We start from the raw sequence: 15,260 nt of genomic DNA, 5'->3' as shown, positions 1-15,260 counted from the left end.
TCCTCCAGGGAGGAGAGAAGTCAACGCAACACCTTCTCGCGAATCTCGGCCGGCCGGATGGACTCCGTGCCGGATTTCGATCGGCCGGCCAGGGCCAGCAACGCGGCCACGCCCAGCAACGTTCCGATCAGGGAGAACACCGCCGCGGGCGGCAGCAGGACCGCCAACGCCGCGCCCGCGAGCGGTCCGAGCACCTGGCCGAGGTCGAGCACCCCGGTGCTGAAACCGAAGGCGGTGCCGCAGCCCCGGTCCGGGACCCGGCGAGCCGTCACGTGCAGCACCGACTGCACGAGGGCTGCGAAGCAGAAGCCCTGCACCAGCCGCAGCGGCACCAGCACTTCCACGCTCGCTACCGCCTGGAGAGCAACCGCGAGCCCGCAGCAGGCCGCGGCCGCGGCGAAACCCAGCTGCGCGGGCCGGACGTCGTTGCGGCGACCCCACCACGGGCTGCCCGCGCACGACGCCAGCCAGGTCACGGCCTGCAGCACACCTACCCAGGTCGCCGCACTCGCCACCGAACCGGTCATTTGCTCGACGTGCGGCGCGAACACCACCACCAGCGCGTAGATCGCAGCCTGAGCGGCGAGCCCGGCCAGCAGCATCGAACGGCTTTCCCCCGACCGCAGCAGGATCCCGGCCACCGCCCGCGCTGATCGACGTTGCCGAGCGCGGCCCGGTGGTTCGGTCAGCAGCACGGCGGCCAGCACGCTGGACATCACGAGGAGCCCGGCCACCACCGCGAACAACGGGCCGAATCCGAGCTGCCCGGCCAGCAGTCCGCCCACCAGCGGTCCGAGCAGCGACCCCGCTGCGGTGGCGCCGAACAACGAGCCGAGCGCACGACCGCGGCGGTTGGTCTCCGCTGCGGCGTTCGCATATGCGGCTGTCGCGCTGACCACGCCGCCGCAGAGGCCCTGCAGCAACCGGCACGCCAGGAACTCGCCCGGGGTGCTCGCCAGCGCCATGAGCACGATGGCCAGGCCCAGACCGGCATGCGCGCGCACCACCATCGCCTTGCGGCCGAAGCGATCGCCCACCCAACCCCACAGCGGACCGCTGACCAGTTGCACCACCGCCGGGGCCGCCAGCGAAACCGCCGTCCACCAGGGGATTTCGGCTTCCGGCGTGCCCAGGCCAGCGAGATAGAAAGGCAGCAGCGGAACCACGATGGTCAGTCCTGCGGTCGCTGCGAACTGACCCAGGCAGAGGACGGCGAACGTCCGGCCGGACGATCGCATCAGCCCACCATCCCGCTGGCCAGCGGATTCGGGACCGCACCAAGGCCAGCGGGCATGCTCACACCGCTGGACCGGCCCTGGCGCAGCAGCGGCCCAAGCACCTCGCGGCTGGGCCAGGTCTCGGCATGCAGCAACCGCGCACGCAGGACCTCGGATACCGCAGCCGGCAACGGTTGCAGGCATTCGCGCACCGCAAGGCGCAACTGCGTCCACAGCACGCCTTCGTCAAGGCCGAAGTGGCGGCACAGCGCATCGGCGATGCCGTAGAGGTTCACCTGGAACCCGAGGGTCTGGAGGTAGCCGACCAGCGATTCGGCCGACTCCAGCCGAAGCGACTGCGCAGCCCCGGGCTTGATCGCGTACTCCGGGTCCCGCGCCCCGGCGCTCGCCATCCACTCCGGGAACAGCCGCAACGTGTCGTGGTCGCGGAGCACGAATCGCTGCACCCGTGCGCCGCGCAACTGCACGACGACGTTCTGCCCGTGCAGCTCCGGCAGGACCCCGTAGCGCAGGAAGGCGAAACCGAACTCGCAGAACGACTTCGCCAGCTCCCGGAAGAAAAGGACCGGGTCGAACCGGTCCGAGATCGCCGGTGCCAGCACGTCCCACTCGTGGGCGGCCAGCGCGGCCATCGGAAGCACCAGTCCGTCCAGCTCGGGGTAGACCCGCACCTGGGCGGCGAGCTGGCCGGGCCGATCACCGAACTCGTCGGTGGGGTCGTGCCAGCCGCACCAGATCCGCTCGTCGCACAGCGCGACCCTGCGGCGCAGCACGGTATCCCGATCGACGAGTTCCCGCATGCACTCCTGCGCCCGCTCGGCGTTGGCCAGGTAGCGCGGGGGCAGCAACCTCGTAGCCCCCAACGTGGCCATCCCGAGCGGGAGTTTCACGTGGCGCCGGGACTCGGGCGCGGTGGTCAAGGTGCGGATGGAAGCGGTGGGGTGGAATCGGCCGAGACCGCGAACCAGCGGGATGACGGCCCGGGTGGCCAGCTCCTCGCCGAACTGCGCGGGCAGCAAGTGGTCGAACTGCCACGGGTGCACCGGAATCGCTAGGTACTCGTCGCCCACGATATCGGCGAGAACCTGCCGCGCCTCCGCGTCGAGGACCAGGTCCGGCAGCCGCTGCGAATCGGGATCCGTGCCGAAGCGCAGCCGGTCCCGCCGAACCGCCACCCAGTCCAGGGCCAGCGGTTCGGGGCGCATCGGCCCGTACCGGGCCACCTCGCCAGCAGTCCACCCCGACGCGGCCCGCGCGGTCGGGTGGAAGGGGCGGTTGCGCGTCGCCGCCAACCGCTCCCCCGCCAGCAACCGCCCGTCCTGCGGCGCCAAGTCGAGCGCGGCGCGCTGCCCGAGCACCACCTCGGTGTGCTCGACCGCTGCGCGCACATCCTCGGACACCTCGGCGGCATCGGCCAGCTCGCCGCTCGCCAGCGCCAGTAGTTCCTCCGGCCGCAGCGGCCGTGCCGCCGAACCGCCGCCGCCCAACCAGACCGGGCCGCGGGCGTACCGGTAGCGCTGCAACGCGCCACCGGGCCGCACCCGGCAGCACACCCACCCGGCCGCCAGCTTCACCCGGCACCACAGCTCACCGGGAGCCAGCGGTTCACCGACGAGCTCCGCGGGCCGGTCGGCTTCGGCACGGGCGCCGAAGCCGGCCAGGTCCTCCTGCAGCAGCACATCGACGAGGTCCCGCATCACCAGCTCGGCCGATTCCGCGCTCATCAGTACAGATCCAGCCAGGTCCCGATGCCTCGGCTCTTCGCCCGCTCGTACACCGCACCCGCGCAGGCGATGTCCTCGACCGCCATGCCCATCGGGTTGAGCAGGATGATCTCGTCGTCGTCGGTGCGCCCGGGCTTGGTTCCGGCAAGGATCTCGCCGAGCTCGGCGTGCAGCTGCTCGCGAGAGAACGAGCCTTCCAGCACCAGCTGGTTGATGATCTTCTTCTCCCGGTTGCACTGCTCCCAGTCGTCCACGACGACCTTGTCGGCGTTGAGGAATACCTCCTTGTGAACGTCCATGATGGACACGTTGCACAACAGTGCACCCCGCTTGATCCAGCTGAACGGGAGGTAGGGCTGGCTGGTGACGGTGCACGGCACGACGAGATCACCGGCCCGCACGGCGTCCTCCGCGGTGCCGGCGACCCGCGCCTTGACCGCCGGGTGGGCACCGCTGATCTGCTCGGCCAGCGCGTGCGCCGCCTCCGCCTGCTTGTCGTAGAGGTGGACCGACTCGATGTGCCCGAACTGCTGCAGCAGCGCGGCGATCTGGGTGCGACCGATCACCCCGCAGCCCACCAGCGCGACGTCGGTGAACCCGCTGCGCGCCAGGTGCCGGGCCGCCAGGCAGGTCACCCCGGCGGTCCGCCAGGCGCTGATCATGCTGCCTTCCAGCACGGCCACCGGGTAGTTGCTCTCCGGATCGTTAAGCACGATGACCGCGCTGGCCCGTTCGCGGCCGCGCCGGATCGGGTTGTCGTGCTTGCTGCCGATCCACTTGATCCCGGACAGCCCGGGTTCGCCGACGTGCGCGGGCATCGCGATTATCCGGTCGGCGATGTGCTTGCCAGCGGCTCGCAGGTAAGGCTTGAGCGGCTGCACCGTCTTGCCCTCGGCGTGCGCGATCAGCCCAGCGCGCAACGCCTCCACGTACAGCTCGGCCTCCGCACCACCGACCGCCGCGATGTCGCTGCGGCTCAGGTAGAGCATCTTCGGGGATTCCTCAGTGGACATTAGATCTCCTCGTCGTCAGTTCGTGCAGCGCTGCCTGGCGGCGGCGAACCAGTCTTCGTCGTAAATCAGGTCTAGGTAGCGGTCGCCGCGGTCCGGGAAGATCGCGACCACCCGGCAGGGGCGCGGCAGCCCGGGCAGCATGCGCCGGATCGCCGCGATCACCGCCCCGGTCGAGCCGCCGGCGAAGATGCCCTCTGCGGCCAGCAGGTCGCGGCAGCCCAACGCCGTTTCGAAGTCGTTGACGTGCACCACGTCGTCGATCTCCGCCGGGGCGAACAGCTCCGGGACCCGGCTGGCCCCGATGCCCGGCACGTCGCGCGGCCCGGCCGGGCCACCGAAGATCACCGATCCCACGGCGTCGACCGCGGCCACCCGCAGGTCCGGGAAGCTCTCCCGCAGCCGCCGGGAGCAACCGAGCAGGCTGCCAGTGGTGCTGACCGCGCCGAACAGGTACGACGGCGGTCGGATCAGCTGCTCGGCGAGTTCGGCGCCGGTGCCGTGGTAGTGCGCCTCCCAGTTCCGGTCGTTGGCGTACTGGTTGATCCAGATCGCCCCCGGCGAGCCCGCCACGATCTGCTGCACCCGGCGGATCCGGGTGTGCAGGTAGCCGCCCATCTCGTCCGGTTCGGTCACCACGTCGACCTCGGCCCCGAGGTGCCGGAGGATCGCGACGTTGGCCGGGGCGGCCTTGGGGTCGAGCACGCAGGTGAACCGCAGGTCGTGGATGCGCGCGGCGATCGCCAGCGCGATCCCGAAGTTGCCGGAACTGCTCTCCACCAGGTGGCTTCCCGGGCGGATGGACCCTTCACGCAGTCCACATTCGACGATGTGCCGCGCGGAGCGGTCTTTCATGCTTCCGCCGGGATTCATCAGCTCAAGCTTCGCGATCACCTCGACATCGGGTTCGGGGAACAGCCGGTTCAGCGCGACTACGGGCGTGTTGCCCACGCACTCGAACACGGACTCGGCGACGGATTCGGTCAGGGTGTCGACAGCCACGTTTCTCCTCAGCTCGACGACCGGAACGGGCAGGGCGACAACCAGAACGCTAGCAAAGGTTAGGCTAACTTAACAGAAGAAGATCAAGAGATCACCATCACACAGACGTGACAAGGTTGACCCGAACAGAGCAACGATCACTCGCGGCTCCAGACCGGTACGCATGTACCGATGCCGCCGCCCCGCAACAGATCCGGACAGGCACCGAACCCTGCCCGTGTCGCTCAACGACAGGCGAGCGAGGTTGCAAGGTCCACAGAGTCCTGAACCGGGCGGACACCGCAGGGGTCAGCACGGCACGCGGCCCCAACGGCCTGATCAGCGGCTTCTTCAGCCCAACGGGACGACACGATCTGAACCTGCACCCCTTGGGACAAGAGCTGTCCACAAGAGACACCTAAGCAGTGAAAAACCAGAAACCGCAGTACAAACCTGCCGGATCGACTCTTAGGGTGATGTCTCCGTCCCACCGCCTAACAGCGACGAGACGGATTCGCCAACAACGTCCCGTTCATCGGGCACGGGATGCGTTTGTTGTTTTCCGGGCCGGTCAGTACCACTTGCCAGGCTGCCACTGCACGCACGTCGGCCGCACTCCGGTGCGGCCCATCCTCGGTGAAGCGACATCGTTGGTCCCACACGTAAACCTCGCAGACCGGTCGAGGCGGGGTCTCGACGATCTCGCGGACCAGGCCCTCAACTTCCTTACCGGTGTAGCCTGGCGAATGATACGCAAACCGCTAACTAACGTGGCGGAAGTATGCGTATTCGCTGGCGTTGTGGCTGAACTTCCTGGATGTGCTCGGGTGTGAGTGGGATGCGGTGTCGCCGGAAGATGCGGAGGCGTTCAAAGAGTGGCGGATCACCTCGGTGGACACTCGCCGGCCGAGATCACGAAGACCGGATGACTGGCTTCAGCGGAGGTTGCTGGTGTGCCCGAGGGAGTACCGGCCTGGCTGCGGCATGTACGTCAGGCCATGCGGACCGGCGCCGACCCGGATGCGGGCCAGGAGTTGGCCCGTGTCGGTGTCGAACACGTAGACCTCGTTGTGGTACCGGCCGGACAACCACAGCTGCTTGCCGTCCGCGGAAACCCCGCCCATGTCCGGGCTTCCGCCGCCGGGGATGTGCCACTTGCCGATGGGCTGGTGGGTCGTGGTGTCCAGGACCGACACGCTGCCCTCCCCGCGGTTGGCGACGAACGCCCGCCGCGAATCGCGGGAGAAGTAGATCCCGTGCGCGCCCTTGCCGGTGGGCACGAAGCCGATCTGCTGGTTCGCCGCACCGTCGAACAGATACACGCCGCCGGCCATCATGTCGGCCACGTAGAACGTCCTGCCGTCCGGCGCGAGCCGGCTGTCCTGCGGCATCCCGTCGGGGACGCGGTCGAGCTCGAAGGTGCGCACCTGCCGGCGGCCGGCGACGTCGAGCACGATCATCTTGTTGGCGAACTCGCACGTCACCAGCGCGAGCTTGCCGTCGGCGGTGAAGTCCATGTGGTTGACCCCGGCGCAGTCCGGGACGTGCAGCTGGCCCTGCGGCTGCCAGGTGTGCGGATCGTAGAAGTCCAGGCGCTTGTAGTACTCGGCGACGACGATCGCTGAGCGGCCGTCCGGGGTGAAGTACAGGTTGTACGGGTCCTGGATCGGCAACGGGGTGCCGGGCTTGCCGGTCTTCGGGTCGATCGGGGTGAGCGTCCCGGCCGGCACCTTGTCCGCGGTGACGTAGAGCGTCTTCAGGTCGTAGGACGGAACAACGTGTTGCGGTTCCTCGCCCCCGGGAAAGGTGTCCACGACCTTGAAGGTGTTCGGGTCGATCACCGAGACCGTGCCGTCCAGGCTGTTGGGCACGTACACCAGGTTGCGCACGCCGTTCATCGCTTCCGACAGGTGGCCGGGACGGGCTGCCGCGTATACATCACCCTTGTCGAGCGGGGGTGGCATACCCGGCAGGACGTTGACCTGCGGTGGTGCCAGAACCACCTTGGGCGTGTCGGCGAAGACCGCGCTGTCCAGTTCTGGGCCGCTGCATCCCGCCGCCGCCAGCCCCACGATGCCGACCACCGCTAGGAGCGCTGTCCTGATCTGCATGGCCACGACGCTACAATCCGTGATCGCCTGGTCCGGGCAAGGACGTGGGAACACCACGCTTCCGAATCCACCACAGCCCCCGCACGGGTGAGGGTCAGGCCCACCTGGGCTACCCGGGCAGTGGTGACCAAGTCAGAGCGTCGTCCCACCGGGTGCACGAGCCGTATCCCCGGCGAGGCGGTCAGTCGTCGGCGAGAACCTGTTCCAGCCACATGGTGTGGACCGGGCCGTCGGCGAGTTCCGCGTTGCTGGTCAGTCGGCGGTGCAGTGCCACCGTGCTCGCGACACCTTCGACGTGAAACTCGGCGAGCGCCTGCCGCGCCCTGGCGTAGGCCTGCTGGCGGTCCGTTCCCCAGCAGATGAGCTTCGCGATGAGCGAATCGTAGAACGGGCTGATCCGGTCCCCTTGCGAAATACCCGTGTCCACCCGCACACCCGGGCCGCCGGGCAGCTGAAGTGCGGTTACATCGCCAGGCGTTGGGGCGAAGGCGCGCGCCGGGTCTTCGGCGTTAATGCGCAACTCGATGGCGGCACCCCGGCACTCGATCGAGTCCTGATCCAGCGTGAGTGGGGCGCCACCGGCGATTCGCAGCTGCTCCGCGACGACGTCCACCCCGGTGATCGCCTCGGTGATCGGGTGCTCGACCTGGACGCGCGCGTTCATCTCGATGAAGTAGAAGTTCTCATCGCTGTCGACCAGGAACTCCACGGTGCCGGCGTTCCGGTAACCGACGTGCTCGGCCAGTCGCACCGCCGCCGAGGTGATGGTTTGCCGGGTCGTCTCGCGCAGGGCCGGTGCGGGCGCCTCCTCGAGGAGTTTCTGCCGGCGCCGCTGCACCGAGCAGTCCCTTTCGAAGAGGTGCACCACGTTCCCCTGCGCGTCGGCGAGCACCTGCACCTCCACGTGCCGCGCGTTGGGGACCGCGCGCTCGAGGTAGATCGTCGCGTCCCGGAACGCCGAACGCGCCTCTGCCTGGGCTCCGGGCAGCACGTCCAGCAGTTCTTCGGCATCGCGGACCGGCCGGATCCCCCGGCCTCCCCCACCCGCGGCCGCTTTGAGCAGCAGCGGGAACCCGAGCTCCAGAGCCGCCCGCGGCGCGTCCGCCGGATCGGTGATCGGGCCGCTGCCGGGCACCACCGGGACGCCAGCGGCCTCAGCGGCGCGGCGCGCGGCCGCCTTGTCGCCCATCTGCTCCAGGACCGCCGGGGGCGGCCCGATGAACACCAGGTCGGCCTCATCGATCGACCGGGCGAAAGCGGCGTTCTCCGACAGGAATCCGTAGCCCGGGTGGACCGCGTCCACGTCGGTGGACCGCGCCGCCTTGAGCAGCGCATCCGGGTCCAAGTAGGACTTCCGCGCGGCGGACCGGCCGATGTGCACTGCATCGTCGGCCATCTGCACCCACCGTGCGTGCTCGTCGGCATCGGAGTAGACCGCCACCGCTTCGATGTCCGCCGCGTGGCACGCGCGGATGATCCGAACGGCGATCTCGCCGCGGTTTGCCACCAGCACTCGCCGCAGCCCGGTCATGGCTCATCGACCTCGAACATCGTCTGGCCGACGTCCACCTCGTCGCCATCGTCGAGCAGGATCTTGCTGACCCGGCAGGCCCGGTCCGCCTTGACCTCGTTGAAGGTCTTCATCACCTCGATGAGCCCCAGCGTCTGGCCCGGCCGGACAATGCTGCCGGGTTCGATGAACGGGTCCTCGTCGGGCGACGGTCGCCGGTAGAAGACCCCCGGCATCTGAGCATCCACTGTAGACATCGACTCCCCCTTGAACGGCGCTAAGCGGGTGCTACCGCCGCCCGCGCCTTCTCCAGACGTGCACTCCGCTCCTGCCGGGCAGCCATCGCCGCCTCGACGTCCACCGGCACGAAATGCACCCGCCCCCCGGTCCTGGTCTGCGCCAAGCGGTCCCGGTCCACCGAGATCACCGTGCCGATGGTCGCGTACCCACCGCCGGTGACCGCGTCGTTGAGCAGGATGATCGGCTCGTCGCCGCCGGGAACCTGCACCGAGCCGACCGGGTAGCCGAGGTCGACGACGTTGGCCTGGTCGCTGCCCGCACCGAACGGCTGCTCCCGTTCGACGAACTCCAGCGATCCGCCGCGCAGCCGGTACCCGACCCGGTCGGCGTCCTTGGTGACCTTCCACTCCGTGCTGAGGAACGATTCCAGCGCGCGCCCGGTCAACCGGTAGGCGCACAGCCCGACGACGAACCGGAGTTCGGTCGTCGCCGGGAACTCTGGGCGCAGCTCCTCGGGCACCTCGGTGCCGGCCGCCGGGGCCCGTCCGGCCTCACCGAGCGGCAGCTGGTCGCCGCTGATCAGCGCACGCCCCTGGAAACCCCCGATACCGGTGAGCATGTAGGTCGAGCGCGAGCCCAGGTAGGGAGGCACGTCGATACCGCCGCCCACTGCGACGTACGGACGGGCACCAGCGCGGACCTGTTGGACCGCCAGCACGTCACCTGCCGATACCCGCAGCGCCTGCCAAGGCGGGGCGGGTTCCCCGTTGATCGTGACGCCGCTGTCCGCGCCGGTCACCGCGATGGTGCGCGAGTCGGTGAATTCCAGTTCGGGTCCGAGGTACGTCGCTTCCAGGGCAGCAGCCCCGTCCGGGTTGCCGACGAGCAGGTTGGCGACCGCGAAGGAGTACTGGTCCACGGCCCCCGACGGCGGCATTCCGATGGCGTACCGCCCGTCTCGACCGGTGTCCTGCACGGTCGTGGACAAGCCGCCCGAGCGCACGATCAGGAAGCTCACCGGTACAGCACCTCCAAGAGCCGGCCGTTCACCGCGTCCGGGTCGGCGAGCAGTTCCGCCGGAACCAGCTCCACGTCGCGGATCCGGTAGCGGAAGTGGCCGACCTCCACTTCCGAACGGGTGCGGTCGTATTCGTCCCGATCGATCGCCCGGTACCGCAGGACGTCGCTGGGTCGCGGGAACGCGATGTCGTCGGCGAAGTCCGGCAGCCGCTGCGCGAGGTCGAACACCGGAGCGGGAGCTATCCCGAAAAGCTGGTACCCGCCGGCCCCGCGCACCGGGTAGACCACGGCGAAAGCCCCGCCGTACCCGAATGCCCGTTCCGGCGTGTCGGTCCGCGGACGCACGTACTTCGGCACCTGGATCTGCCGGTCGCGCGGCACCATCTGGTAGCAGAACGGCAGTCCCGGGACGAAACCGAGCATGGTGACCAGGAATGGTGCCGCGGTGATCGCCTCGACCAAGGCCCGGACATCGGTGAAACCGTTGATGCGGGCGGCGTATTCGAGGTCCGTGGCGTCCGGATCCTGGTGCCGGTCGCGGAACTTCAGCAGGGTTTCGCGGGTCCACGGATCGTCGAAGAGCACCGGCACGTCGACGATGCGGGTGCGCACCGCATGGTCGTCCGGCAGCGCGCCGGCCGTGTGCTCCAATCTGCGCAGTTCTTCGACCAGTTCGGCCGGGTGCAGGCGATCGGGGTTCAACCGCACCAGGTACGAGGCGTTGGACGGGCAGATGTCGATGACTCCGTCGATGTTCTCGCGGCGCAGCGCACCGGTGATCGCCATTGCCTTGAGGTTGGCTTCCAGGCTCATCTCCCGGTCGAGCTCGACGAAGACGAACTCGTCGCCGCCGAACTCGTAGCGCGCCGGCGGCAGCTGAACCTCCATCGCGGTCACGGCCCACCCCCCTCGCCAACATACGAGTTGAGGATGCGCCGCGGGAATGTTTCGCGCAGCTTGGTCGTGCGTGGGTGAGGCACCTTCGGGTGAGGCCGCTTTGTGGCCGCTCTGCGTGCGGCGGTCCCGGCACCTATCATCAGCGGCCGGCCTGGAGGCGACCGGTTGCGCAGTTCGGTGCCCTGCAAGCGATCGCCGCACGCCAGCGGGGACCAGGCGGTGGCGGTGCTCCGCGGCGAAGTGACCTCCGTCGCGGGCACGCCCATCGCTGTCGAGGCCGACACGATCTCCTGCACGGCGACCGACCGAATGCGGTGGAGTCAGCCTGCCGGCAGCAGGTGGTCCGATGGCTCGATGCGCGAATCGCCCAGGTGATCCCCTTCCGGGCTGAACGGCGGCACGGTGTGCGGCACGCAGTCGGCCACCAGCAACGAGTCCACCGCTCGCTCCTCGGGGCCGGCGTTCACCACCGCGGTACCGTTCGGCGCCCAGATGCCGGAATTGCCGCGGTACTCCCACTGCCCGCGTTCCGACACCTCCCAGCCCCGCCGATTGGCGTAGGCGACGAACACCCGCCACACGGCCGCCATCGCGGGGATGATGTGCTCGGTGGCATCGGGATAGGGGACCAGCGTCGGAGTCCCGTCCTGGAGCGTGAAATGCCGGTCGGCAGCCGTGGGACCGACGATCAACCGCGCACCGCGCCGGACCAGGCTCTCGTAGAGCGGCGGGAACTCGCACTCGTAGCAGTTGAGCAAGCCGACCGGGAATCCGTTCACCTCGACCACCGGCGGAATCTCTTCGCCAGCGGTGAAGTTCACGCGTTCGGCGGCGCCGTACAGGTGCGTCTTGCGGTAGTTGGCGATGAGCTCGCCGTCGGAGGCAATGGCCACCGAATCGTGCAAGGCGCCGCTTTCCGCCCGTTCCACGTAGGGCAGGACGACTGCCACTTCGTGCAGCTTGGACAGCTTCCGGGCGAGTTGGACGGACTGGCCGTCGTACGGTTCCGCCAGCAGTTCGCACTGTTCCGGCCCGAGCGCGTAGCCGGTGTTGAAGCACTCGGGGAACGCGCAGAGCTGGCTCTCGTAGCCGGCCGCCAGGGCCAGAACTTCCTCCATCCTGGCGAGGTTCTCCGCCTTCGCGGTCGGTGAACCCGCCGGGTTCTCGCCCTGGAAGAGCGAAACCCGGATTCCAGCACCGGGCCGTGGTGGTTCGCGGTCGACCAACCTGCTGATGATTCTGACGGGACGCATGGTTCTCCTCTCCGATCAATTCACAGTGGAGACGAACTCTTCAACAGCGGCCGTGAAATCCTCGACCGCCTCTAGCGTGAAATCGCTGCGGACGACGACGCGCATCGCTTCGACGCCGTCCAGTTCCGATGGAAGCGTGTAGACCGGCACCGCCCAGTCGCGGTCGGCCAGGTGCATCGCCAACCGCCGCAACTTGATCGGCGGTTCCGCGGTCAGTGCAACCACCGGCAGCTCGCTGCCGTCACCAAGCAGCCGGAACCGCCCGGTGTCGTGCAGGCGGGCGGCCAGCTGCCGCGCCAGCGACCTCGAACGCGCGTGCACGGCGCGGAAACCGGCGAATCCAAAGCGAACGAAGTTGTAGTACTGAAGGACCACGGGCGCTGCCGACCTGGAGAAGCTCAGCTCATAGTGGGTGTCGTCGCCGCCGAGATAGTTGATCCGAATCCCCAGTTCGGGGCGGCGCCGGCCCCGGTCGCACCACAGCAGCCAACCCAAGCCCGGCAGGACCATGCCCGACTTGTGGCCGGAGGCATTGATCGAAACCACCCGCGGGATGCGGAAGTCCCAGCAGAGCTCGGTGTCCAGGAACGGTGCGATAAATCCGCCGGATGCGGCGTCGACGTGCACGGGCACGTCGATTCCGCGCTGTTGGTCGAGCCTGTCCAGCTCGGCCGCGATCTCGGCGATCGGCTCGTAACGACCATCCAAAGTGGACCCCAGGATGCCGATCACGCCAATGGTGCCTTCGTCGCACAGGTCCGCGGCCGCAGTGCCGTCGAGGGCCAGCCGACCGGCCCTGGCCGGGGCGATCCGGGCCTCGACTCCCCAATGGCGGCAGAACTTCTTCCAGCAGGCGTGCGCGCCGGCACCCATGACGAGGTTCGGGCGGGACAGCTCGCCCCTGGTGCGTTCCTGCCAGCTCCGCAGCAACGAGACCCCGGCCAGCAGAGCGGCCTCACTGGACCCCGTGGTGGCGCTGCCGACCACTCGTCGCGAATCCCCGTGCCACAGCGCGCCGATGATTCGCACGCATTCGCGCAGCAGTTCGTCCATCGCCGGGTACTGCTCGCGGTCGACCAGGTTGTAGTTCAGGTAGGCGCGGTAGAGCTGCTGGGCCTCCGGTTCGATCGATGTGGTGAGGAAGGTCGCGAGGTTTCGCTCCGGACGGCGGCCGCCGCGCAACCTGCCCGCCACGGCATTCAGCGCTGCATCCGCGTCCATTCCGAAATCCGGGATCCCGCGCCGAAGTTGCGTCGAGGAACATAACGGTTCCTCGGCCGCGTTCGCCAGAGCCGACATGGTTGAACACTCCTGTTGCTGGTGGTGTGCGACAACATCGGCCACGCTACGAGCGATCAGGAGCAATGCGCCATGAACAATTCGGCCCAGCGCTTTCGTACTAGTGCCGGACCCACCCAACCGTGCTGGGCCGTCCGGGGTATCTCCTGCGGCATTCGAGCGATTTGATCGCCGTTTCAGTTATCTCCGCTGGTCGCGTGGCGAAATAGGAAGTGCTGATCGACGAACCGGGTACCGGGCGACCCCGGCCGAACCGCCCGAGTGGAGGCATTTGATGGCCCGTTCCCACGACCGGGCGCTAGACCGGGCGATAACCGCTCTGCTGCACGAGGCCGTTGAGCATTCACGCGCGATGCGCCAGGTCCTGCACCAGGTCGGTCAGCTTGCTGCGCTCCGGATCGAGCTGACCCGACCAGACGAGAACGATGGTTTTCCCAAAGTCGCTGCGAACGGCCACGTGCTGTCCCCGCTGACCAAGCGGGAACGGGAGGTGCTCGACCAACTCGTTCGCGGCCGCTCCAACAGGGAGATCGCACGATCGCTGGGCATATCGGAGCGCACGGTCAAGAACCACCTCCGCAACATCTTCACCAAGCTGGGCGTGGGCGATCGAACTTCAGCGGTCGTGAAAGCCCTAGGGGGCAACCGCTAGCCCACTCCGCGGTGGCATGAGATCCGCAGAGCAACCCGAGTACCAGGCCAGCCGTACGAGTTGGCCGGCAACCGATGCAGGACCAGAATCACCCTTTCGGCCGAGGTCGGGAATTATTGATTCGTAGGGCAAATGTGTGATGTCAGGCGGCGTAGCGGACTTCGGGTTTGCCGAAGTAGGAGCGAACTCGGCCAGGCGACTTGTGGAGCCGGTGGAGGAAGGAGCGGACCGCTTGTTTCGACTCGTCGCGGGTTTTCGGTGCTGTGCCGGTGGACATGGTCCGCTTGAGGTCGGCACCCCGGATCTCGTCCGGGTTGAGCTCCGGGCTGTATCCGGGCAGGAAGTGCATCTCGATCGCCGCAGCGTGATCGGTCCAGACACTTGCGGACGGTCTTACGGCGGTGGACAGGACGACCGTCGACGATCACCTGGACCGTACGGTCCAGGTGATCACGCTGAACCGTTTCCCTGGCCTTGCCCACCACCGGTGTCCGGCCGGCCGGTGCCCAGGTTCGGCAGGTTCGGCCCACTGCGGCATCAGAGCGGATCCCGGTCTGGCCCAGCCACGAGATCACCGCGCCCTCGCGGCAAGCGCGAGCAACGATGGCCGGATAGTCCTCCTCCCCCCATCGGCACACGGCCTCGGGGCCCCGCTCGTAGGCCTGCGGACCGGTCTCTGCGGCGACACACCCCAACAGCGCAGATAGTCGACGACGGTGCGCAAACTCAACACGACGCCGTGCCGCACCCGGATCAACTCGGCCACCGCCTTGCGGGTCCACACCACCCCAGCCGAACGTAGCGGAGCTGCACGACCAGCCCGAAAAGGGACTGGATCCGCGAGGACACCCGCATGCGCTGCCGGCACACCCTCACCACCCGCCTGTGGTCACCCGAGGACGGCGCAATTTCGCGAGAAATTGCGCCCACCCCGGGTGACGGGGCATCGTCGCGCTTCGTGATCGCCGCAGTGCGTTCGTGCAGGTGGTGGCAATTTCGCGAGAAATTGACCGTCACCCGGGTGAACGTCAATTTCTCGCGAAATTGGCACCACCCTTCGCCCCACCGAAGGAGAACCACCGATGTCCTGAATCCAGCTCAGCACGTTCGTCCTGTTCACCCTGCTCTTCGCCATACTCACCACCCAGCTACCCGCAACAGCCCTCGCGTTCTCGATCCGGCCAGCACGCCGTAGGCGGCGGCGAAGCCGCCTACACGGTCTGGCACCTCATAGCCGACACCGAAGCCGAAACCCGCAACGAAGACACCAGGCGGAAGAAGAACCCCCACAGACCACCGGGATCCCCCCAGAGCCGACCCAGGCC

14 protein-coding genes are annotated in these 15,260 nt (G+C 68.3%); 1 reads left to right on the top strand and 13 read right to left on the bottom strand.

Annotation, left to right across the window (positions count from 1 at the left end; all coding sequences use genetic code 11):
* Positions 1–20 precede the first annotated feature (20 nt).
* The 11 genes from ACRXBZ_RS36565 to gad form a co-directional block, all read right to left on the bottom strand.
* The gene (locus ACRXBZ_RS36565) at positions 21–1,238 is read right to left on the bottom strand and encodes an MFS transporter (protein ID WP_433882970.1); all 1,218 of its coding nucleotides are present in this window, start codon (positions 1,236–1,238) and stop codon (positions 21–23) included.
* A complete protein-coding gene (locus ACRXBZ_RS36560) occupies positions 1,238–2,962 on the bottom strand; it encodes an IucA/IucC family protein (protein WP_433882969.1) in 1,725 nt (574 codons plus the stop codon). Before ACRXBZ_RS36560 ends, ACRXBZ_RS36565 begins: the two co-directional genes overlap by 1 nt.
* Positions 2,962–3,975, bottom strand: coding sequence for a 2,3-diaminopropionate biosynthesis protein SbnB (gene sbnB / locus ACRXBZ_RS36555; protein ID WP_433882968.1), 1,014 nt, complete (start codon positions 3,973–3,975; stop codon positions 2,962–2,964). Before sbnB ends, ACRXBZ_RS36560 begins: the two co-directional genes overlap by 1 nt.
* Positions 3,976–3,990: 15 nt before the next feature.
* Positions 3,991–4,974 (bottom strand): 2,3-diaminopropionate biosynthesis protein SbnA, encoded by a 984-nt coding sequence (gene sbnA, locus ACRXBZ_RS36550; protein ID WP_433882967.1) that lies wholly within the window; start codon positions 4,972–4,974, stop codon positions 3,991–3,993.
* A gap of 914 nt (positions 4,975–5,888) precedes the next feature.
* The gene (locus ACRXBZ_RS36545) at positions 5,889–7,064 is read right to left on the bottom strand and encodes a YVTN family beta-propeller repeat protein (RefSeq protein WP_433884085.1); all 1,176 of its coding nucleotides are present in this window, start codon (positions 7,062–7,064) and stop codon (positions 5,889–5,891) included.
* Between the two features lie 181 nt (positions 7,065–7,245).
* Entirely contained in the window at positions 7,246–8,595 is a 1,350-nt protein-coding gene (locus tag ACRXBZ_RS36540) for an acetyl-CoA carboxylase biotin carboxylase subunit (RefSeq protein WP_168588056.1), read from the bottom strand.
* Positions 8,592–8,831, bottom strand: a complete 240-nt coding sequence (locus ACRXBZ_RS36535) for an acetyl-CoA carboxylase (protein WP_433882966.1) — start codon at positions 8,829–8,831, stop codon at positions 8,592–8,594. The genes ACRXBZ_RS36540 and ACRXBZ_RS36535 overlap by 4 nt, the downstream gene beginning before the upstream one ends.
* 20 nt (positions 8,832–8,851) lie before the next feature.
* On the bottom strand, positions 8,852–9,832 hold the full coding sequence (locus tag ACRXBZ_RS36530; RefSeq protein ID WP_433882965.1) for a 5-oxoprolinase subunit C family protein: 981 nt from the start codon (positions 9,830–9,832) through the stop codon (positions 8,852–8,854).
* On the bottom strand, positions 9,829–10,722 hold the full coding sequence (locus ACRXBZ_RS36525) for a 5-oxoprolinase subunit B family protein (protein WP_246869233.1): 894 nt from the start codon (positions 10,720–10,722) through the stop codon (positions 9,829–9,831). Before ACRXBZ_RS36525 ends, ACRXBZ_RS36530 begins: the two co-directional genes overlap by 4 nt.
* A gap of 329 nt (positions 10,723–11,051) precedes the next feature.
* The gene (locus ACRXBZ_RS36520; protein ID WP_433882964.1) at positions 11,052–11,984 is read right to left on the bottom strand and encodes a nitrilase-related carbon-nitrogen hydrolase; all 933 of its coding nucleotides are present in this window, start codon (positions 11,982–11,984) and stop codon (positions 11,052–11,054) included.
* A 15-nt stretch (positions 11,985–11,999) separates the two neighbouring features.
* Entirely contained in the window at positions 12,000–13,283 is a 1,284-nt protein-coding gene (gad, locus tag ACRXBZ_RS36515) for a glutamate decarboxylase (protein ID WP_433882963.1), read from the bottom strand.
* Between the two features lie 274 nt (positions 13,284–13,557).
* On the opposite strand from gad, the gene ACRXBZ_RS36510 reads away from it, so the two are divergent.
* Positions 13,558–13,935: a response regulator transcription factor gene (locus ACRXBZ_RS36510; RefSeq protein WP_010314205.1), complete on the top strand. Its 378-nt coding sequence runs from the start codon at positions 13,558–13,560 to the stop codon at positions 13,933–13,935.
* A gap of 142 nt (positions 13,936–14,077) precedes the next feature.
* On the opposite strand, the gene ACRXBZ_RS36505 is transcribed toward ACRXBZ_RS36510, so the two are convergent.
* The gene (locus tag ACRXBZ_RS36505; protein WP_433884084.1) at positions 14,078–14,344 is read right to left on the bottom strand and encodes a transposase; all 267 of its coding nucleotides are present in this window, start codon (positions 14,342–14,344) and stop codon (positions 14,078–14,080) included.
* Positions 14,345–14,506: 162 nt separating this feature from the next.
* On the bottom strand, positions 14,507–14,719 hold the full coding sequence (locus tag ACRXBZ_RS36500) for a helix-turn-helix domain-containing protein (RefSeq protein WP_433884083.1): 213 nt from the start codon (positions 14,717–14,719) through the stop codon (positions 14,507–14,509).
* Positions 14,720–15,260 lie beyond the last annotated feature (541 nt).

Origin of the sequence: Saccharopolyspora hattusasensis (assembly GCF_050972075.1) — a bacterium.
Classification (GTDB): Bacteria; Actinomycetota; Actinomycetes; order Mycobacteriales; family Pseudonocardiaceae; genus Saccharopolyspora; species Saccharopolyspora hattusasensis.
This window is presented reverse-complemented; position numbering and strand designations above follow the sequence as displayed.